The organism is Terrimonas ginsenosidimutans, from assembly GCF_022012415.1.
GTDB lineage: Bacteria > Bacteroidota > Bacteroidia > Chitinophagales > Chitinophagaceae > Terrimonas_A > Terrimonas_A ginsenosidimutans.
In genome coordinates, this window is sequence record NZ_JAKLTR010000007.1 from 310,047 (window position 1) to 330,310 (window position 20,264).

16 protein-coding genes and 2 tRNA genes are annotated in these 20,264 nt (G+C 46.0%); 10 read left to right on the plus strand and 8 right to left on the minus strand.

Annotation, left to right across the window (positions count from 1 at the left end):
* Positions 1-91: 91 nt before the first annotated feature.
* Positions 92-1,642 (minus strand): hypothetical protein, encoded by a 1,551-nt coding sequence (locus tag LZZ85_RS13230; RefSeq protein ID WP_237872443.1) that lies wholly within the window; start codon positions 1,640-1,642, stop codon positions 92-94.
* A 150-nt stretch (positions 1,643-1,792) separates the two neighbouring features.
* On the opposite strand from LZZ85_RS13230, the gene LZZ85_RS13235 reads away from it, so the two are divergent.
* Complete coding sequence (locus tag LZZ85_RS13235) at positions 1,793-2,884, plus strand: relaxase/mobilization nuclease domain-containing protein (protein ID WP_255724106.1); 1,092 nt, start codon at positions 1,793-1,795, stop codon at positions 2,882-2,884.
* A gap of 3 nt (positions 2,885-2,887) precedes the next feature.
* On the plus strand, positions 2,888-4,867 hold the full coding sequence (mobC, locus tag LZZ85_RS13240; RefSeq protein ID WP_237872445.1) for a conjugal transfer protein MobC: 1,980 nt from the start codon (positions 2,888-2,890) through the stop codon (positions 4,865-4,867).
* A gap of 328 nt (positions 4,868-5,195) precedes the next feature.
* On the opposite strand, the gene LZZ85_RS28830 is transcribed toward mobC, so the two are convergent.
* Complete coding sequence (locus LZZ85_RS28830) at positions 5,196-5,507, minus strand: sigma factor (protein WP_432422771.1); 312 nt, start codon at positions 5,505-5,507, stop codon at positions 5,196-5,198.
* A gap of 429 nt (positions 5,508-5,936) precedes the next feature.
* Between LZZ85_RS28830 and LZZ85_RS13245 the strand changes: the two genes are divergently transcribed.
* Positions 5,937-6,626 carry an endonuclease domain-containing protein gene (locus tag LZZ85_RS13245; protein WP_237872446.1) on the plus strand — a complete coding sequence of 230 codons (690 nt, stop codon included), beginning with the start codon at positions 5,937-5,939 and terminating at the stop codon, positions 6,624-6,626.
* A 49-nt stretch (positions 6,627-6,675) separates the two neighbouring features.
* Positions 6,676-11,250: an AAA family ATPase gene (locus LZZ85_RS13250; RefSeq protein ID WP_237872448.1), complete on the plus strand. Its 4,575-nt coding sequence runs from the start codon at positions 6,676-6,678 to the stop codon at positions 11,248-11,250.
* A 412-nt stretch (positions 11,251-11,662) separates the two neighbouring features.
* On the opposite strand, the gene LZZ85_RS13255 is transcribed toward LZZ85_RS13250, so the two are convergent.
* Complete coding sequence (locus tag LZZ85_RS13255) at positions 11,663-11,815, minus strand: hypothetical protein (protein WP_237872450.1); 153 nt, start codon at positions 11,813-11,815, stop codon at positions 11,663-11,665.
* Positions 11,816-11,959: 144 nt separating this feature from the next.
* On the opposite strand from LZZ85_RS13255, the gene LZZ85_RS13260 reads away from it, so the two are divergent.
* Positions 11,960-12,943, plus strand: coding sequence for a hypothetical protein (locus LZZ85_RS13260; RefSeq protein WP_237872452.1), 984 nt, complete (start codon positions 11,960-11,962; stop codon positions 12,941-12,943).
* A 120-nt stretch (positions 12,944-13,063) separates the two neighbouring features.
* On the opposite strand, the gene LZZ85_RS13265 is transcribed toward LZZ85_RS13260, so the two are convergent.
* The gene (locus LZZ85_RS13265; RefSeq protein ID WP_237872454.1) at positions 13,064-13,336 is read right to left on the minus strand and encodes a hypothetical protein; all 273 of its coding nucleotides are present in this window, start codon (positions 13,334-13,336) and stop codon (positions 13,064-13,066) included.
* 616 nt (positions 13,337-13,952) lie between these two features.
* Between LZZ85_RS13265 and LZZ85_RS13270 the strand changes: the two genes are divergently transcribed.
* Positions 13,953-14,225, plus strand: a complete 273-nt coding sequence (locus LZZ85_RS13270; RefSeq protein WP_237872456.1) for a helix-turn-helix domain-containing protein — start codon at positions 13,953-13,955, stop codon at positions 14,223-14,225.
* Between the two features lie 121 nt (positions 14,226-14,346).
* On the opposite strand, the gene LZZ85_RS13275 is transcribed toward LZZ85_RS13270, so the two are convergent.
* The 4 genes from LZZ85_RS13275 to LZZ85_RS13290 all read right to left on the minus strand — a co-directional run bounded on the left by LZZ85_RS13275 (position 14,347) and on the right by LZZ85_RS13290 (position 16,165).
* A complete protein-coding gene (locus tag LZZ85_RS13275) occupies positions 14,347-14,697 on the minus strand; it encodes a tyrosine-type recombinase/integrase (protein ID WP_349291743.1) in 351 nt (116 codons plus the stop codon).
* A 367-nt stretch (positions 14,698-15,064) separates the two neighbouring features.
* Positions 15,065-15,655, minus strand: coding sequence for a phage integrase SAM-like domain-containing protein (locus LZZ85_RS13280; protein ID WP_237872460.1), 591 nt, complete (start codon positions 15,653-15,655; stop codon positions 15,065-15,067).
* 308 nt (positions 15,656-15,963) lie between these two features.
* Positions 15,964-16,036, minus strand: a tRNA-Ser gene (locus LZZ85_RS13285).
* Positions 16,037-16,091: 55 nt separating this feature from the next.
* Positions 16,092-16,165 (minus strand) — tRNA-Pro (locus tag LZZ85_RS13290).
* Between the two features lie 147 nt (positions 16,166-16,312).
* Here LZZ85_RS13290 and LZZ85_RS13295 point away from each other — a divergent pair.
* The 4 genes from LZZ85_RS13295 to LZZ85_RS13310 are packed head-to-tail and all read left to right on the plus strand — an operon-like array spanning position 16,313 to position 20,147.
* Positions 16,313-17,578 (plus strand): dihydroorotase, encoded by a 1,266-nt coding sequence (locus tag LZZ85_RS13295; protein WP_237872462.1) that lies wholly within the window; start codon positions 16,313-16,315, stop codon positions 17,576-17,578.
* A gap of 4 nt (positions 17,579-17,582) precedes the next feature.
* Entirely contained in the window at positions 17,583-18,077 is a 495-nt protein-coding gene (locus LZZ85_RS13300) for a DUF4199 family protein (RefSeq protein WP_237872464.1), read from the plus strand.
* Between the two features lies 1 nt (position 18,078).
* The gene (locus LZZ85_RS13305) at positions 18,079-19,020 is read left to right on the plus strand and encodes a glycosyltransferase family 2 protein (RefSeq protein WP_237872466.1); all 942 of its coding nucleotides are present in this window, start codon (positions 18,079-18,081) and stop codon (positions 19,018-19,020) included.
* A complete protein-coding gene (locus tag LZZ85_RS13310; RefSeq protein WP_237872468.1) occupies positions 19,020-20,147 on the plus strand; it encodes a glycosyltransferase in 1,128 nt (375 codons plus the stop codon). The genes LZZ85_RS13305 and LZZ85_RS13310 overlap by 1 nt, the downstream gene beginning before the upstream one ends.
* The last annotated feature ends 117 nt before the right edge of the window (positions 20,148-20,264 follow it).

A 20,264-nucleotide genomic window follows, 5' to 3' on the forward strand; every position in this document is an offset into this window, starting at 1 on the left:
CCATAGAAATTGAACGCTGATGAAAAGTATTAGTTCATTTTGATACTATTGACATTGGAGTGTTTTCCGGATAGCCGATTCCAACTCAATTTCAGGAATAGACATTATAAACAAAGTGCACCAACTTTTTAATGCTTACTCCAAACTGATGTCCTGATTCATAATAAGACATCTCGATTCCTGGAAACGTGTGCACTATCCAAGTGTTGGGAATGAAATGCATCTCTGGCGTACAGATTAATTTCCGATAATCATCCACGATATCTTTCTTTTTATTTGGATTAACGAGAATGATGTATCCCGTCGCCGATAAAGACGTAAGATATCCCAGGGTTTGTTTAGGTAATTCCGCTTTATCCGAGTTCCACCATCCTTTAAATTCGATGGTCTTTTCTCCAAAAAATACGTTGGATATTTTCAAGTCAATTCTTCCGTTTCCTTTTAGCGGTTCGGCGTCAATTACGGCCTCTGGATATCGACCGGCAAAGAACGTTTTAAACCAATGCCTGAAATCTCCTTCTCGTTCAGCGACACCTTGTTTTATGTTTCTGATGCATTCGGTAGCTTCATCTTGCTTTTCTAATTCGATCATTCCGTCCAAAACATCTTTGATGAAATTGTTTATTTTTGCATTTGCCTTTTCAAGAATGGGTTTGAGTTTTGTGATAAAAACATCTTCAGCTTTCAGCCAGTCCGCCAGAAGCGACCGGTATTGTAGACTATCCTGACTTAGGGTATCATCATATTTTTTAAGTTCAAGTTCCCGATCAGCTAATAATATGTCTAGTGCTATTTGGTCTGTGTCACCCAGTTGATTTGTTTTATGTAATTCAAGGGCGTTAATAGCCTTTATCATGTTTTTCGTAGTCTTGACCAGAAAGTTTTGCATGTCCTTTACTTCCATGATTTGCATTCCTACCAATCCGGTATATCGATTGCTTTTCTTGGGTCCTTTCAGCACCGGCATTTGATTTTCAAAATATGGCTTTATGTTCTTAAATACGTATAACTGGAATGGGAAAATTGATAGCCACTCTTTATAGCAGCTGACCACAGCTCTCAAATCCGGTTTGTTCAATTTGTCGTGTGCACCCTCGTTTTGGATATGCAGGAGCAGCTTTGATTTTTTCTCTTTTGGAATTTTGGCTATATTATTCAAATAGAATTTCAAGTCATCAATATAGCGTCCGAGACCTACCGGAGCTCCATAACCTTCGGGTAGTTGTCCGTAACTACTTAATGTATAGTCAATATATTCTGTAATTGCTTCATACCAATCATTCTGGTCAATACATGTCGTGATGCAGTGGCACGTGTAGACGTGTGTGAGCATACACTTGATAGGAATATAGTAAAAATTGCTTTTTTTAAACCATGGTGCTTTCTCGAGCTTTTTGTGATTTTCACAGCAACCAGGAAATCGGATAAAATCATTTAAACAATTTTCCATTGTTCTACGATGATATTCACAACAATAAGGAAATTCAAACTCTAGTTTAAATCCAGGCAGAGGATTTGTTTTGAATTCTGCCATTTGGAAATCTTTATTGGAGAGCTCAAAGAAGTAGTCTTTTTCAGGGTCGAACTGAATATAGGCGTCAATGAAAGCTCCGGGGTTGATTAAGTTGATGACTTGTTCCATGTCCTAAAGATACTTCCGGTTTTAAAGATTTTTCGCAGAAACGCTATATAGAGAAAAGCTCGCGACGGAGTGCGGTGAATCAAGGAAACAATAGTTAAATCTAAAACTTTTTTTCGATAAAAATAATCGCAAAAGGTCAAACTGAATATCCTGAATGAAGCGGCAGGGACCAATGCGCTGCACATCTTTTTAGGTTTCGATCCATCGGAAAAAATAGCTGACGAAATCCAGATCGAAATAGCCCGGCGATACATGCGCGGGATTGGTTTTGGGGATCAACCATACCTGGTTTACCGGCATGATGACGCAGGCCATCCGCACCTTCATATTGTCACCACCAATATCCGCTTTGACGGCACGCGGATCGATTTGCATAATCTGGGCCGAAATGCATCTGCTCAAACGCGTAAGCAGGTAGAAGAGGAGTTCGGACTCGTCAAAGCAGAAGGCCGTGGCCAGCAGGCACAACCAATAGAACAGTCGATTCAAAGGCAAAAGGCGCAATATGGGAAACGCCCTACAAAGAGTGAGATCACAAGGGTGTTGAGACTGGTTATAGATCAATACGAATACAGTTCACTGGAAGAATTGAACGCTATTCTTGGGCTGTATAATGTAGTGGCTGATCGGGGAAGTCCGGGAAGCAAAATGTTTGAACAGGAGGGATTGGTATTTCAGCTGCTCGATGAACAGGGGGAGAAAGTGAGTGCCAGCATAAAAGCCAGCGCGCTCTATATGCAACCCACGCTGAAGAAGCTTCAAGCAAAGATGAAGCGCAATACCGAGTTGAAGAAGCCGCACGCAAAACGCGTTCGGAGTGCCATTGATTTTGCCCTGCTAAAAAAGAAGGCACCCGACCTAAATTATCTAGTGGGAGCGCTCGCCAAACTGCAGATACAAGTATTGTTCAGGCAAACGGGCGAAGGATTTATCTACGGGATGACGTTCATCGACCATCAGTCAAAAGTGGTGTATAATGGGAGTGATCTCGGCAAAAGCTACAGCGCCAAGAATATTCTGGAAAGATGTCAATTACCGGCCTGGAAACGCCCGGTATCACTACGGCCTGAGAGAAAATGGTTACCGCCTTTGCGATCGCTCAATCCGTTGACTTTATTCATTGATTTAGGTCGAATGGTGACGGAATGGATGGCCCCTGAAGTTTATAGTAGAACGTTTGTTGTGGACGGCATTCCTTACGCTTATCGAAAAACGAAGAAACGAAAGAGATTGAAAAAGTAATGTATGAATACAGGAGAGAATGAACAAGCGTTGCGCAAGATTATGGACCTGACCAGGCTTGGGAGCATTTTGGTATTAGGTTTACATTTTTATTATGAGTGTTACCGATTTTTTGTTTTCCTGGCATGGCAAACTACATTGACAGATCGCATCCTGACCAATCTTGTGCACACGGGTTTGTTTCGCCAGTTTGCGTATGCAAAGGCGCTGGCGCTGGTATTGTTGATCATTTCCCTCCTCGGCGTGAAGGCGAAGAAGCAGGAGAAATTAAAGACCAAAACGGCAGTATCTTATTTGCTGGTGGGACTGCTGTTATTTTGGTGCTCGGGTGCATTATTTCAGTGGGAGTTGAACGACTCAACGCTGACAATCGGCTATCTGGCGGTGACGAGTGTTGGTTTCTTACTAATACTCACCGGAGGAGTTTATCTGTCTCGGATTATCCGGACGCACCTGAACGATAAGGATATTTTCAACCGGGAAAACGAGACCTTTCCCCAGGAAGAAAGGCTGCTGGAAAACGAGTACTCCATTAACCTTCCTGCAGAGTATTACCTCCGTGGCAAAAAAAGAAAGAGCTGGATCAACATCATAAATCCTTTTCGGGGGGTGCTGGTTATGGGTACGCCAGGTTCCGGAAAGAGTTATTTCTTTATAGAGCACGTGATTCGCCAGCATATTCGTAAGGGGTTTGCGATGCTGGTTTATGATTTTAAATTTGATGATTTGTCACGGATAGCTTACAACACTTGGTTACATAATCAGGGAGCCTATGAGAATCCCTCAAAATGCTATTTTATCGATTTTGAACGTATTATTCACCGGTGTAACCCGCTAGAGCCAGCATCAATGAATGATATCACGGATGCGGCAGAAGCAGCTCGGACCATTTTACTTGGTCTAAACCGCGAATGGATTAAAAAGCAAGGTGACTTCTTTGTGGAATCGCCTATCAATTTTCTCACGGCGATCATTTGGTATCTCCGTAAATACAATGACGGCGAGTTTTGCACATTACCGCATGTAATCGAGCTGATGCAAGTCGATTATGACCGGTTGTTTACGATCCTTCGAACCGAAAAAGAAATTGAAGCCCTTATCAATCCTTTTGTTTCTGCCTACCTTAATGATGTGATGGAGCAGTTGGAAGGCCAGATTGCAGCTGCCAAGATCTCCATGGCGCGGCTAGTGTCTCCGCAACTTTATTATGTGATGTCAGGTAATGATTTCACCCTCGACATTAACAATCCGGAAGAGCCCAAAATTGTTTGCCTTGGTAACAACCCGCAAAAGCAACAAGTTTATGGCGCAGTGCTGTCGCTTTATGTTTCCCGGCTGATTAAAACCGTCAATAAAAAAGGAAAACTGAAATGCAGCATGGTGTTTGACGAATTTCCAACCATCTACCTGAACAACATTGACAGCCTTATTGCTACGGCAAGAAGTAACTTGGTTGCCACTACGCTGGGCATTCAAGACTTCAGCCAGTTGAAAAAAGACTACGGAAAGGATCAAGCAGATGTGATTATGAATATAACGGGGAACGTTGTTTCAGGGCAGGTAAATGGTGAAACTGCGAAGCATCTTTCTGAGCGGTTTGGTAAGATCATGCAAGATCGAACCAGTCTTTCGATTAATCGAACAGACACCTCAATTAGCAAATCGAAACAATTGGATACAGCTGTTCCTCCGTCCAGAATCTCTTCGCTGAGTTCAGGTGAATTTGTAGGTATGATTGCGGATGAACCACGGCTACGGATCGAACTTAAGAGTTTCCATGCGAATATTCTGCAGCCAATATTGCACAAAGATCAAAAGGAGTTCGCTATTTCAAGTGCGAGCGCGGTCGGGAAGCAGGCCGATGATGCCGCGATTCGATCGGTATATCTTCAATTGAAACAGGAAGTGGAAGGGTTGGTTGATTCGGAAGTTGAGCGAATTATTACAGATCCTGTTTTATCGATAAATTTAATAAAGAAGTGAAAATATCCTTTTCAAATATTATTCAGCGGAAGGTCTCCCTATTTACCTCAAAACTCGACTTTCTTGAATTTATCCCATTTTGGCAGGGATAGGTTTCAGTAGTATGACCCCAAATCCTGTGCGATCTCTAAAGGATCGGAAATTTCTTTGTTGTTTGGCCAGTCCACAGCATCAGGCCAGATGGAAGAAACTGTAGAAGGCCACGCTCGATAGCATTTTTCTCAACAGGACCAGCCCCCGTGCCTTCTGGTTGTATACCGTGCTTTCAGTAACATTAACTGCATTGGCGGTTTCGTCGGTGCTCTTGTTCTCCAGATAGGACATACGATCACCTTGCCGCATTTTTCCGGTAGCTGGGCGATCGCATCCATCGCCTGACGGTAGGTTTCCACATAGAGCTTTCCTTGTCGATGCCTTCCTGCATGTAGTGCAGCTCCACGGCCAGGAGCTGTAGGGGACGTGTGTTCCTGATATGCTTGAAACAGGTGTTGCGGACGGACATGTAGAGAAAGGAACGCCAGTCCTCCACACGGGACTTTAAGGGATTGCGCTGAAGTACCTTGATAAAGACTTCTTCCACCAAGTCTTCTGCCCGATGGCTGTCCCCACCAGCCATGTGGCATAGACACACAGGGCGCATGGTAGGTATGGTCGAATTCACTTTGGCGCATGTGGATCAGCGTTACCGCTATTTTGGCGTAGGGCTAAAGATAGGGGTTCCGACCTGAAAGGGCTGTCCCGCCTGCACCTGCTGCGGATTTAGCGACACCAGGCCTGACATTGCTGATAGCAGAAAGATCGTGGGTTTTCAAATGCCTGTTTTGAACGCTAACGCAATTAACGGGATGCTACTAATGAGCGGTTATTTTTTTGGGATGCGCTATTGATAGTGTTTTTTACTTTTTGCATATTTGTTTGCAAGCGTGCTAATTTAGATGACGGGACCTGGCGGATTGTCGGTGTTCCGCTTTTTTTGCAAGATCCACAAGTCCAGCGCTGTGGAAAATTAGCTACCAGACCTCCCGAACAATTTGTTGATCTTTATTGGTATCGAACTAAAAGAAATTTCATGTCAGATCAACAGACAAACAGCGGTAAAACCTATTCGACCTACACGGGCGATTTTTATTGGGATATCAAGGGAAGGCCTCAGACCGAAGTATGGGGTATTATCCGACAGCTCTACATGGAACAGCTGCCAAAGATGATAGTTGCACATGAAAGGAATAGCAGCTCATGGAGCGCCCATGACCTGGTAGACTGGAGGGCGACCTTCAGCCCCATCGAAGTCATCGCTTGGGACCTGATCAAATCGAGGCCCAACCTTGTACTTTATCCGCAGTTTCCAGTCTTCAATTATTTTATAGATTTCGCAAACCCCTTACTCAAGGTGGGACTGGAGCTGGATGGCAAAGAGTTCCATGATAATGCAACAGATAGGGAAAGGGACCAGATGCTGGCCAAATATGGTTGGAAGATCTACAGGGCTTCCGGTTCCCTGTCCATGAAGGATATCGAGCTGCATGAAGCGTTTCCGCATACAGGCGTGCGCACCGAAGCCGAACGGACAGTGTATCTCAGCGAATATCAAAAGTGGATGTCTTCTTCATTGAATGGCTTGTTGGAGGCAATCTCGATTTATTATTTCAATAAGGTACATGATGAGTCCCTTGACTTGATCATCTTCCAGACATTGCAGGATAGTTCACATACTGGGAAACAGCTGATCAGTCTAACGGAGCTGACAGAGCCTTTCTGAAAGGATACCGAAAAAGTTTGATTGAATGGTAATGTAGTCAATATAAAGAATGGCCGAACTTATTTATGAAACCCAAATGATTGGATTCTCCAGTGAACCGAAGCCGATGGCCATGGAGAATAGGTCATTCCCCTATAACGGGATCAGCGACCGGAGATTTGAAGAACTGTTGTTCAGCGTGGTCAAGGTCACCTTGGATCAACAGCCTTTTAGGGATTTCGACAAAATCGCATTGCTCAACGGAGTCCGGGAAAAAGGGCGGGACTGTGTACTGTACCGGAACAACAAGCAGTATGGACTGATTCAATGCAAAAAGTATGATCAGTTATTGAGCATTTCCATGCTTGGCGCAGAGATCATAAAATTCGTCCTGTACAGTATCAAGTATCCCGAGCTGATCCACGACAGAAATGATTTCACCTATTTCATTGCGGTATCAAAGGGATTTGCGAACGAATGCCATGATTTTATAAATAATTTTAACGACAGGATACTAAATGAGCCACGTCTTGCCAAATGGCTTTCAGATCATTTGGCAAGTGGCTCGCTTTCCTCTCTTGAGCTAAGGGAGTGCCAAGGGGATATCGATGAGATCCTGTCGAAGATCAAGGTGCGCCCAATATTGCCACAGGACATCGATCTATTGTTGTCGATGCCACAGGCTTCACACCTCGTCCCGCTATTCTTTCAGGTGAAGGTCATAGAGATTCCCGTCGGCGCCTCAAGCCTGCCCAATAATACCAGCGAAGTCCTTGGGAGGGAAAGATTGTTGCAGGAACTTGGAAGGGCTTCGGTAGCCCTACGCTCCGAAGCGAACGAATTCGATGATATTCCCGATTCGCATATCTGGCGTAATGAAACCGACAGGTTGCTAAAGTGGATCAATGCTCCCAAGGATCTGGACAAAAAGGATCGTCCTATGAACATCTGTCTACTTGCTGGCAATGCGGGCATGGGAAAGACGGTAATATTGAAAGATCTCTATGAGAGTTTGCATGAACAGGAGCTTCCCGTGCTCGCACTGAAGGCGGACAAGCTCTATACGGGAACAATACAGGATCTCCAACAAAAACTTCATCTCTCGGTTCCGGTGTTTGATTTTCTGGATCAGTGTGCGGCAAATTTTGAAAAGACCATATTGCTCATCGATCAGATCGATGCCCTTTCGCAGTCCATGTCTTCTGATCCCATCTACCTCCAGGTGCTGCGGGAAGTGATCGACACATTCGGATACAGTGACAGTTTCGATATCGTTATTTCTGTAAGGATTTTTGATCTCCATCATGACCCCAATCTCAGAGCCTATAGGCAAAAGCATTCGGTCCTGGTGGAGAAGCTTGGAAAGGAACAGGTGTTGGAGCAACTGCAAAAGATCGGTATTGAACAGTCTACGATCAGCGGAAAGCTACTTGACTTATTGTGTACGCCCAATAACCTCAACGTCTATGCCCGCATTGCCGGACAGGTCCAGTCCTCAGCAGCAATTTCGACACTGTTGGGTCTGTACACCGAGCTGTGGAAGCAAAAGCTGATTTTTGTTCCACCGCAGACCATGGTGGCACAAATCAGGGTTCGGGAACTGTTGTACCGGATGGCCAATGACATGTTCAGTTTCCAGCGGATCTCGCTCAGCGAGATAGGTTATCAGGATATGGCCCGGGAACTGGATTACGTGAAGAGCCATCGGCTGGTCAGATCGGAAGCAGGTCAGCTCCAGTTCTTCCATCAGACTTTCTATGACTACGTATTTGCCAAGTGTTTTGTCGAGCAGGATGGAGATCTTCCGACCTACATCGTGTCGCAGGGGCAGTCGCTCTTCATACGGTCGGCGGTCAGCATGATCATCAGCTATCTCCGGGAGTTTGATTTCAACAGGTACATAGGGCTGCTAAAACATCTCTTCGGCGACACGAAAACTGCTTTCCACATCAAGCATCTATTGGTTTCGCTGCTTGCCTACCAGGAGCAGCCAACAAGTGCTGAGTTCCAGTTGATGGCACAGGTTGCGGGAAAGTCCGTCGTACTGTCGACACTCTTCCTCCTTAAGGCCGGGGCAGGGCCTTGGTTTGATTTTGCACGACAGAATGGATTGTTGGCCATACCCGGCAGTGCAGACGATACAGCGGTGATGGATGTGGTGATGCCAGATGATGAAGGCACCAAGCTTGCCTACCTGGACTATAGAAGGAATGTCCTTTCATTGTTTGTCGCCCGGAATCTTGGGGATCGGGATGCCAACGCATGGCGTTTTTTGCATCAGATAGTTGATGCCAATGTGCTGTGGCATGTGGCACTATATCTCCTGGACTGGGGAACGCCCCAGGCCAAACAATTTGCCGAAAGGCTGGGCGGCCTTCGACCGAAAGACGTCAATGTTTATGGGCATGTACTTGAACAGCTTTTGCATTCTGCGCCGGAATTTGTCTTCAACAAAATGCTGGATGAGCTCAGGGAAGATACTACTGAAGATAAGTCCGCCGCCAACCGGTACAGGGACGGCACCCTGATGGAAAAACTCATAGGGATCATTCCGGGGAAGATGATCGATGGACTTTTTGCAATGATCCTGCCCAGGATCATTGGCGATGCATATGACAGTGGTAGCGCCCTGAAGAAAGATTATACATTTTCTGCCGTGCTTCTCTATGACGAACATCTTTACGGCAGAGAATATCTCTATCGCATACTTGCCCAATGTCTGAAGAATGCAGCCGGGAAGCAGGACCCTGCTTTCTACCGCTTTCTGCAGCTGAATGGCCGTTCGGTATATAAATCGGTTTTGCGCCTGTTGATCTTCGCTATGAAAGACCATCACGCGATCTATGTCCATGAGATCTTGGGAATGTTTAATTATCTGATGGATCATGACGCTCTCCCTGCCGGGAGTGATTTCGCCGGGGAATTCCGGTCGCTGTTTGCCCTGGCTTTTCCGCAAATGTCCGCAGACCAGCAGCAAGGTGCCGTGGAGCGGATCATGGCGATGGTGATACCGCACGAGTCTTATGTCTACCGACATGGCGACGTGCCCCAACGGGTGACCAGTGTAGGGCTTGGCAAGTTCGTAATGTTGCAGCTGTTGCCCTCAGGATATGTTTCAGCAAGGCCACAGTTGAAAAGAACTTTTGCCGAACTAAAACGACGTTTTCCATCCTATCACGAACTGCCGGTGTCTAGTGTGACCGCTGGGATCGTGCAGAATCCGATTCCGCAGCAGTCTGCGGAAAAAATGACCAACCAGCAATGGATCGAGTCTTTCAGGACCTATAACTCCGATGAACGTAATAGTCGGAGGCACTTTTTGAAAGGCGGATTATTTGAGCACGCCAATGCTTTTCATGATATTGTGAAGAGAGTTCCCTCTACAGAAAAAGTGGAGCTGATATCAATTGCGATCGCCACAGCGGACATTGATCCAACCTATCCCATCCACGGGCTTTTGGGGCTGACAAAGGCCGGGTATGATCCGTTAGTGGTGTTCTCGCTGTTCAAGCGGATATTGCTGGAATTGGAATACAGCGCCGACACCATGCCCTGTATTTTGATAGCAGGCTATCTTGTCAGGCAGGCAAGGGTGGATATCGAGGTAATAGATTTCCTGTTGGCGCAAACGGTGGTTATTCCTGGCCAGCAAAGAGTGCTCGCTTCGTATCCCGTCGGAGAAACGAGCATTAATGGTCTGGTGACGATGGGAATCAATTCCTATCATGGCAGCGCCATCCACGAGCTTACCCTACTCAGGGACAGCCGATATCTCGACAGGATAATGGTTCGGCTTGAAGAAATTTTTAAGGAAGGGCCAGATGAGTCGAAGGCTTGTGCTCTGTTCGAATTTGCCCAGCTCAATCACCTTGACACCGATCGGGCATTCGCTTTATTTGCCAGGGCTCTCAACGCAGAGGAGAACATCCACGTCCTTGCAGCGGGGATCTGGTCTTTGCAGTACATGTCCAACCATGACTTTTCCCAGCTAAGGCCTATGTTGGAAAAATTGGTGTCGGCCGATAACCTGGGCCGGGAGGATGCCGATAGATTGTCTGGAATAATACTGGTCCATTACCTGAAAGACAGCCAGGGTGCGGACATGCTGTTATTTACGCTTATGGAGCATTCTCCGGGGGCTTGTACCGCTATCCTTAGAAACCTGGTCAAATTTTACAATAACCCCAAGTACAGCAAGGAACAGATGAACACTGTTCTGGTCAGGCTTGCGGCGTTGGGCGACCTGTCACCGGACTCAAAATTCAGGATAAGGTTCAACGATATGGGCGCTATCATGCTTTCCGATATCGAAACATTCCTTGATGCCTATGTTGGCGGAGACAACTTTATGTTGACCGAGGATTTTGTCTCCTACCTACGTGATAGTACCGTTGTTGCACCAAAAAAATGCGCTACTATTTTTTTAAGGGCATTTGCAACTGGGCGGAGAGCTCCACGGTTGGGACGGGAAATATTGAATGATGAAGTTACGAGGCTGATCGTGGCATGCCTGCGGCTGATCAATGGTAATGATCCACAGAGCGAGACTTTACGGCGGGAGCTGATGGCAGCTTTCGACCTATTGCTGAGAGATTTCAGGTACCGTGTCAATACCGACAGGATTTTTGAGGAGCTGTCTGATTGACGACAGATTGGATTTGCCGTTCCCTGCGGTCGGGGTTTACGTTGCAATTCCTCATTACGTTCCATTGCATTGCGAGATTTACACGGCCATCCCTAGCGCTACGGGTCCAGTGTGCTGTTTGTTCCAAGCTTGCTGCTGATGCAACAAAGTTCGGCAAAGCCCTGCGGAGCGGCCAAAAGCCGCGACATAAACACAGCCCCAGCCACATATCTGCATTTATTCCGCTTGTCCTTTTGGCCTGCTGGGCCTTTTCCGCATGGGCCCCATAATTCATCCACTTAAAATGGTGATCATGGAGGTTTCATTCAACTTCTCCGAACATAGCGTAGCCGAAATCGAACTCGTTTACCGCACCAAGGTAAGGCATCCTTGGTGCCCAAGGTAGACTCGCAAAGTTCCTACCACGTGCTGATCAATCAAGATCGTCCGCTTCTTCGTCGCCAACAAACCTTTTGGCGTAGTATACCGATGCCTGATGATAAATGCGGAAGATGATCACAAAGCTCTCGTTGTTCCCCATGGAAATGGGAAAATGCAGGCTTTGCACAACATTGGTCGTATTCATCGGCTTTCGATAGCTGGGATTTATTAATCCAAAAAAACGCTGAATCTTTTGAAAGAACTATTTGATGTTAGTTGCCAATGCAGCAACGAAAGATTACATTCGATAGGCAATCAAAACCTTATTCACAACAACAACCGTTCTACCATGAACTCCCACCTGCTCTATTTTCCATACATCAATGTTCCCGACACGGGATGGACCTATCGTGCCATTTTATACTATGACAGCATCAGCTCCATCGTACCACAGGAGTACCACTGGGGCGATGAGGAATACGAGCCCTTTATGCGAGAGCTGATCAATCATAACCTGGTGGTTCCACTTGATCCCATGAACCAGATGGGCGATATTGCGATGGATGTAGCCAGAACACTTGTCAACTATATCCATTTACCAGAGTACGACCTTCCCCGTAAACGGGACGCGTTCCAACAATTGAGACACCATCCTGCCCATGTTCCGGCACGTATCAGCACGCAGAAATTTATGCATGAGCTGTTCTATCAATTGGAAAAGGAAGCACTTGCCTATCGTTACAGATCCAGATTTTATGATGTTGAACCTACGTTGGCCAGGTTAATGATGCTCCTGCTTACCAACCGTATTTCGCAACGGCATAACCTTAGCCCGGTTACCGACGACGGCAGGCACTTGGGCGTGCGGTTTGTGAACCAGGTAGGAGTGCAAGCGCCAGAAGTATTGAGACGGAGAGACAATCTTCTGCAGGGCATCATGCCCGGGCCGCAATTTATTGAACTGAGCAAGCTATTGGAATTTAAGATGAAATACCAATCTGAGCTGGAAGCGTTCAGGTTTATGGTAGAAGACATTGCACTGGACGAGCGCTACGATAATGAACACCTTTTGGAGAACAGGATAGGACATCTCAACCTCCTACGGGAACAACTTACCGCCCGCATGACAGAGGATAAGTTCGGAAAGATTGCTGGAACTACCCTGTCAATAGGAACAGATCTGCTGGCCGCAACTGCATCACTTGACCTTGGGGGTGTGATTGCTGTTGGCAAATCTATAGCGGAGGGTGTAAAGGGTATGCGTAGCAATCCGGAAAACATTTTCGATGCCACCGGCCTCAAATACTTGGCACTGGCGCATAAGCACCTTTGAGGATACGCATAGCGTATAAAATATGGGCGAGGTAAACTTTGATAATTACCGCAGCGGATTACTGAAGCGTGTAACTGTGTCTGATCCCTTATCAAGCCCACTGTGCTCAGGGCCGAAGCCCTAAAACAAACTGAGCTGAATCTTTGCATCCTGATAGGCAATGATATCGGCCAGGGTCTTGTTGATCACGGGGCTGGTTGTAGTTGAGCCTATCCTTGTTACCAACCAGTTTGGTGAAGCGTTCCTTGATACCGGCAAGATCGGCGTTGATGGCGGCCTGTCGTAAAACCGGTAGATAAAATCATAGCCTCCATATCGATCCCGTCGCAGCAACAAATGGTCAGGATAGCTTTCTGCGAGAATCAGGATCGTCCATAGTTCTTCTCTCTCCATTTCAACGGCTATCTTGATAGATTAACGGGAAAGGAGCGCCGTTAATCATTTGGTATGCGATCGATAACAATAATCGGTCTCAGTTGTCCGACAGATGGGAGAGAATTGTGGCGTTTCCCTGCGGGACCGCCATTTTCATAGCAAGTACTCATGCCCTTTTTGAAAATATTACTCTGCTTGTTAATAATGTTTCTAGTGGTTTTTCAAGATGTAAAGCCATGAATTTACTGTAGCGTTTGGTCAAGTCATTACCTGCTTGCAATTCTGTTAACTCACGAAAGCATGCTTACAAAGTTTAATGGATGGGTCATTTTTCTTACATATGTTGACAGTTCCTTTGTAAGATTCTCGAATAGATATTGTAATCCATTGAGTCGCGCTCGATGCCAATATAAATGAGAGAAATTGAATAGAGTAGGAGTTAGGGGATATTCCCCTCAGGAACCGAACTACTAATTCTTTCAGAACCGATTTCCTTTTTCATTTTCTTTCTATTGTAGATATTCATTTTATCTCAAATCCATTACATCAAACCTCCGTTCCCTCATCCACAACTTCAAATTTTGGATAGGTGATCCCCTCGAAACTTTGTTATATTCATTTAAAAATTGTGAGTATGGAAAGTGAGACAATAACAAAGGCAGACTTTGATCAATTCAAGCGCGAGCTAAAAGAAGAGCTGGGAGTGATACTTAGAGCTGTTATCCCACCATCAAAAACCAACATCTCAAAAGGGCTAAAAACAAAAGAAGTTCGAACTCTATTTGGCTGCTCTACTAACAAGCTAGTGGCTTTGCGGATTGCTCGCAAGATTAGAACCAAGAAGATCGGAGGTACTGTTTACTACCATCCTGAGGATATCAAACGAGTGTTAGAAGACGGTTTTTAATGCTTGTAAAAATGTGATGGAACTTCTGATCGCGTAGATCTGTGATTTGAAGCCGATAAAAAGGCGCTCCTTGCGCAGCGCCTTTTTTTGTTCTTGGACTTCAAATCACTCATTCAGCCTCTTAGGCACTGGTCTGCATCAAACCGTCCACACTCAGGCCGTGATCTTTAAACCGACTCAATTTTCCCGATCTTCCCGCTTGCCTCGCTATCCTCTTTTCTAACTGATCATCCAGCTCGATTGTGTCTTCTTCCACTTTCTCCTGATCGATCTCAGTAGAAATAAGCGTAGTAGTGATTTTCTTATGTCCCAGCATCATTTGAACAGTTTCGATCGGTATCCCATTTTTAATTGCAATGGCAGTAGCAAACGTATGTCTGGCTACATGAAATGTAAGCTTCAGTGTTACGCCACAAATTTCCTGAATAATTTTCAGCGCCCGGTTCACCTGTTGATTTGTTAGATAGGGAATATCCTATTCGATCCATCAGGCTGCGAAATATTCCAGTATTTCTTCAAAATTATTTCTGCGCGTTTTAAAATAAAGGCACAGCGCACATTCCGTCAGTTTTCGTGCGGTAAATAGTGCAAGCGATTCTACCATCATCCGATTCCTCGAAGTCGTCTTTTGTTAATTTCATAGCGTCTATGTAGGCGAGGCCGGTATAACATGAGTACAAAAAAAGGTCTTTCACCAATTGTAGGGTAAGATCGATGAATGGCTGCCTATCATCGCAATGACAAAATGGATTTTCAGCTTTTCAGGTTTTTTCCTTTTCACTCCGCAGCTATACTTCGCAACCGGGCTTGTTTGAAGCCACCTCATTTCAGTGGCCCATTCAAATGATGCGCTTGAATCGTTCCAAATGCTTTCCTAGTCCGTTTCCTTTACAAGGGCTATTCGGTTTTATGGGATTATCTCTCACGAACATCTCAAACTTTGTCATCATTTCTGTATCCAGTTGAGATAGGTACATGCCTGCGAATTTTTCATCGATAAAACGCTCCACATACCTTACAGTGGTATTGATATTCTTGAAATGACCATACTTCAACTTCGGTTCCCGATACTTTTTATAATCGGAGAGGAGATCTTCCATCTTTTTCCCTTTTAACTTTCTCTGCACACCCAGGTAAGATGATTTAACGGAAGCTGCTGTGATCACGTTTGGCTCATGTTGAAGGTCGCGGTATTTTTGCTTGATCTGCGATTTGATGAGGTCCAAGTTTTCGTTAATGGATTTGGCTTCGATACCTCGGCCATTCACTCTCTTTTGACTGTAATTCCAATCTTTCACCAACACTTTGTTCTTCGTAGAAACTTCCGCAAGTTCTCTATCGATAGTAATGATCACATAGATGAATCCAAATTTCTTGTCCGCTTGGCATTTTTTAATGTGGCACTCCACACTGAATGTTGCTGTTAGCATAACTTTTTACGTTTTAACTGTTCACGAAATGGTTGAATCACTCTTCACTGAAACCGGTAGATGCACGTTCGAATCCATTTCGCATCTACTCAGAACGTTTCAAAATATATAACACATCAGGCTGATAACGAGATTCTTACAAGCATTTTCTTGAGTACAAAGTCTGCGCCACAAAGACTCATGGAATGACTCAAGAATCTTTTGCTATTATTTGATATAAACGATAGGAGATTTAAAAGAAAAACCTCGCAAACGTCTAACATTTACGAGGTTTGATTGAATCTGATAACATTTGACATGCTATCTTGTCGGGAAGACTAGATTCGAACTAGCAATTTCTTGCACTCCATGCAAGTGTCCGCCGCGGGGGACTACGTCCCTCAGTATATTTTAAAATGAAAAAGACCCTTGATCATCTCAAGAGTCTTCTTCCAAGTCGGGACGACTAGATTCGAACTAGCGACCCCTTGCACCCCATGCAAGTGCGCTACCGGGCTGCGCTACGTCCCGAAAAAGACTCCAAACAGCCGAAACTGCTCAGAAGGGGAATGACGCCTAACCACTTCGCTCTCAAAAGCTCAGCAATCCGGCGGGGAGCAAAAGTAAGGCTTTTTAGCATTTTTCCGTACCAAAAACAACCTTTATCTTCGCACCTTAATGAAAATCCTCATTAAGCAAGCCCGGATAACTGACCCGGCTTCAAACTTCGACGGACAAACAGCAGACATCTTTATTGCAGACGGCGTGATCAAGGCGATCGGCACCCAGTCGAGCGAGCAGGCTGACCAGGTGATCGACCTCCCAGGCCTTCACGTGTCGCCAGGTTGGGCAGATACCTTTGCCAACTTCGGCGACCCTGGATACGAGTTCAAGGAAACCCTCGAATCGGGCTCAGCAGCGGCTGCCGCCGGCGGGTTCACCGATGTGCTCGTGATCCCCAATACCAATCCCTGCGTCCATAACAAAGCCAACGTAGAGTACCTCGTGCAGAAAAGCCATACCCTGCCGGTGACGGTGCACCCGATCGGGGCGATCACCCGGAACACGGAAGGCAAGGAACTGGCCGAAATGTATGATATGAAGAACAGCGGCGCCGTGGCTTTCAGTGATGGGACAAACCCGGTACAATCAGCCGGACTGCTCGTGAAAGCCCTCCAGTACATCAAAGCATTCAACGGGATCCTGATCCAGGTGCCCGATGATAAAAGCATCAATTCGCATGGCCTGATGCATGAAGGTATTATGTCCACCAGGCTCGGTCTGCCGGGCAAACCAGCTTTGGCGGAAGAATTGATCCTTTCCCGTGATATCAAACTGACGGCCTATGCCGGTTCACGTTTGCATGTGACAGGGGTAAGTGCTGCTGCTTCGGTTGATCAGATCCGCAAAGGCAAGAAAGAACAGACCGATATTACCTGCTCTGTGACGCCTGCGCATCTTTTCTTCACCGATGAAGATCTCAGCACGTATGATACAAATCTGAAAGTGAATCCTGTGCTGCGTACGCCGGCTGACCGCGATGCATTGCGCAAAGCAGTGGAAGACGGAACGGTGGATTGCATCGCCTCACATCACCTCCCGCATGAATACGACAGCAAGGTGCTGGAGTTCGAATACGCAAAGAATGGTATGATCAGCCTGGAAACGGCTTTTGCTGTTTTGACTACTGCGATGCCTTCTGTGCCGGTATCACGGTGGGTGGAATTACTGTCGATCAATCCACGCCGCATCTTTGGATTGCCTGCGGTATCCATCCGCGAGGGAGAAAAAGCATCCCTGTCTTTGTTTGATCCGAAAGCAAAATGGACAGTGACGGAAAAAGATATTCAATCAAAATCAAAAAATTCGCCGTTCATTAATAAAGAACTGACAGGTAAAGTGCTTGGCATTGTTCATAAGGGGAAGGCAGTTCTTAATAAATAGAATCATGAAGAAAATCAGTCCGCTTGTAAAAGGAGCGATCACCGGTGGAGTAATGGTGATTGTGGCATCGCTCTTGCATTACACGAACGCTTCGATGAATACAGGTTTGCAGTACCTTAGCCTGTTCCTGTTTGCCGGTGGTATCGCCTGGACGCTGATCGATTATTCAAAATCGCCGGAGTATACCGGCAAGTTTGGAGATATTTTCCAGCAGGGCTTTAAATGTTTCGTGATCATCGCGCTGGTGATGATCACTTACCTGAGCATTTTTATTAAAATGAACCCAAAGCTGAAAGAAGAACATCTTGCAGAGTACAGAAAAGAGTTGGTGAAGACGGAGACGAGCCGTACGCCTGCGGAGATAGACACGATGATCGAAACAGCGAGGAATGGTTATATCACCTCCATGGTGTCGACATCCGTTTTTCAATACCTGTTGCTGGGATCCGCCGTAACCCTTGCAGGAGCCGGTATTTTATTAATCAGAAAGAAACAATAGCATGGATATATCCGTTGTCATCCCTTTATTGAATGAAGATGAGTCCCTGCCGGAACTGACGGCCTGGATCGAAAGGGTTATGCAGGAGCATCAATACTCTTACGAGGTGATCTATGTCGACGACGGAAGCACGGATAATTCATGGAGTGTGATCGAAGAACTGCGTGCAAAGAACCATCACATCAAAGGGATCAAATTCCAGCGCAACTATGGGAAATCTGCAGGATTAAATGAAGGCTTCCGCGCTGCACAGGGTGATGTGATCATTACCATGGATGCAGACCTGCAGGACAGTCCGGATGAGATCCCTGAACTCCGCCGCATGATCATCGAAGATAAATTCGATCTCGTTAGCGGATGGAAGAAGAAGCGCTACGATAATAAGTTCACCAAGAACCTTCCCAGCAAATTGTTCAACGCCGCAGCAAGACAAATGAGCGGAATTATACTGCATGACTTCAATTGCGGCCTCAAATCCTATTCACGAAAAGTAGTGAAGAGCATTGAAGTGTATGGAGAGATGCACCGCTATGTACCTGTACTGGCGAAATGGGCAGGGTTCCGGAAGATCGGAGAGAAAGTGGTAGAACATCGTCCACGCAAATACGGCGTAAGCAAATTCGGATGGGATCGTTTTATCAATGGATTTTTGGATCTGCTGACGATCTTCTTCATGGGTAAATTCGGCAAACGGCCGATGCACTTTTTTGGATTCTGGGGAACGATGTCTTTCTTACTGGGAACCGGTGTATCTCTTTACCTGTTCATCTCCAAGCTCATTAATTATGAGTATCCCCTGACCAATAAACCCGGTTTCTATTTTGCGATTGCCGCAATGCTGATCGGTGTGCAGCTTTTCCTTGCGGGATTTTTGGGTGAACTGATCTCCAGAAATTCAGCAGGCCGCAACTCCTATCTTATAGAAACCAAAGCCGGTTTATAATGGCAAAGATCGTGATCATAGGTCCCGCACATCCCTTGCGCGGCGGGTTGGCTACATTCAACCAGCGGCTGGCAAAGGAGTTCAATGACCAGGGGCATAGCTGCTCTATTTACTCTTTTTCCTTACAGTATCCCGGGTTTCTTTTTCCCGGAACAACGCAGTACAGCGATGAACCAGCACCGGAAGGACTGGAGATCCATTCTGCGATCAATTCCATCAATCCGCTGAACTGGCTGCGTGTCGGGAACAGGTTGAAGAAGCTGAAGCCGGATGTGATCGTGGTACGTTACTGGTTACCCTTCATGGGACCTGCTCTGGGTACTATCCTGCGCCGGGTAAGAAAAAATAAACATACACGCATCGTTTGTATCGCCGATAATGTCATCCCGCATGAAAAACGCCCGGGTGATAAGCAGTTCACCAGTTACTTCGTGAAGAGTGTCGATGCTTTTGTAACGATGAGTGAAAAGGTGATGGCCGACCTCCGTGTGTTTGAAAAGACAAAGCCAGCGCAACTGGTGGAGCATCCGTTGTATGATAATTTCGGTCCGATCATTTCAAAAGAAACGGCGCGGAAGAAACTCGGTCTGCCGGTTGAGGGGAAGATCATTCTTTTCTTTGGATTCATCCGGAAATACAAGGGGCTTGACCTGTTGTTTGAAGCAATGGCGGAGCCGTCCATCAAAGCTTCCGGCATTAAGTTACTGGTGGCAGGAGAATTTTATGAGGATGATGCTCCTTATAAAGAACAGATCAGCAAATTGGGCATAGAAGATCAGTTGGTCTTAAAAACGATATTTATCCCGGATAGCGAAGTGCAGACCTATCTCTGCGCTGGCGATGCGGTGATACAGCCTTATAAGAATGCAACCCAAAGCGGAGTAACCCCATTGGCGTATCATTTTGAGAAACCGATGGTGGTAACGAATGTGGGAGGGTTGCCAAGACTGGTGCCGAATGAGGTGTCTGGACTGGTGGTGGAGCCGGATGCACAGTCGATCGCTGAAGGGATACTGCGGTTTTATGAATTAGGCGAGGATTACTTTATTCCTCACCTTCGTGAAGAGAAACAGAAGTACAGCTGGGCAAGGTTGACTGATGTGGTATTGAAGCTGTCTCAAAAATGAATGGCGTAGGAGTAACGCAAAGAGCGCCAAGATGCGCGGAGTGCGCAAAGAAACTTTAGAAGGTATTGTATTTCGTTGCGCACTCCGCGCATCTTGGCGCTCTTTGCGTTACTCCTA

What these genes read in the sequence shown, in the direction of transcription:
- LZZ85_RS13305 (WP_237872466.1), top strand. Translation starts at nt 18,079, where the DNA reads ATGGATATATCCGTTGTCATCCCTTTATTGAATGAAGATGAGTCCCTG.
- LZZ85_RS13300 (WP_237872464.1), top strand. Translation starts at nt 17,583, where the DNA reads ATGAAGAAAATCAGTCCGCTTGTAAAAGGAGCGATCACCGGTGGAGTA.
- LZZ85_RS13230 (WP_237872443.1), bottom strand. Translation starts at nt 1,642, where the DNA reads ATGGAACAAGTCATCAACTTAATCAACCCCGGAGCTTTCATTGACGCC.
- LZZ85_RS13270 (WP_237872456.1), top strand. Translation starts at nt 13,953, where the DNA reads ATGGAAAGTGAGACAATAACAAAGGCAGACTTTGATCAATTCAAGCGC.
- LZZ85_RS13245 (WP_237872446.1), top strand. Translation starts at nt 5,937, where the DNA reads ATGTCAGATCAACAGACAAACAGCGGTAAAACCTATTCGACCTACACG.
- LZZ85_RS13295 (WP_237872462.1), top strand. Translation starts at nt 16,313, where the DNA reads ATGAAAATCCTCATTAAGCAAGCCCGGATAACTGACCCGGCTTCAAAC.
- LZZ85_RS28830 (WP_432422771.1), bottom strand. Translation starts at nt 5,507, where the DNA reads ATGCGCCCTGTGTGTCTATGCCACATGGCTGGTGGGGACAGCCATCGG.
- LZZ85_RS13265 (WP_237872454.1), bottom strand. Translation starts at nt 13,336, where the DNA reads ATGGAGAGAGAAGAACTATGGACGATCCTGATTCTCGCAGAAAGCTAT.
- LZZ85_RS13250 (WP_237872448.1), top strand. Translation starts at nt 6,676, where the DNA reads ATGGCCGAACTTATTTATGAAACCCAAATGATTGGATTCTCCAGTGAA.
- mobC (WP_237872445.1), top strand. Translation starts at nt 2,888, where the DNA reads ATGAATACAGGAGAGAATGAACAAGCGTTGCGCAAGATTATGGACCTG.
- LZZ85_RS13260 (WP_237872452.1), top strand. Translation starts at nt 11,960, where the DNA reads ATGAACTCCCACCTGCTCTATTTTCCATACATCAATGTTCCCGACACG.
- LZZ85_RS13255 (WP_237872450.1), bottom strand. Translation starts at nt 11,815, where the DNA reads ATGAATACGACCAATGTTGTGCAAAGCCTGCATTTTCCCATTTCCATG.
- LZZ85_RS13280 (WP_237872460.1), bottom strand. Translation starts at nt 15,655, where the DNA reads ATGCTAACAGCAACATTCAGTGTGGAGTGCCACATTAAAAAATGCCAA.
- LZZ85_RS13310 (WP_237872468.1), top strand. Translation starts at nt 19,020, where the DNA reads ATGGCAAAGATCGTGATCATAGGTCCCGCACATCCCTTGCGCGGCGGG.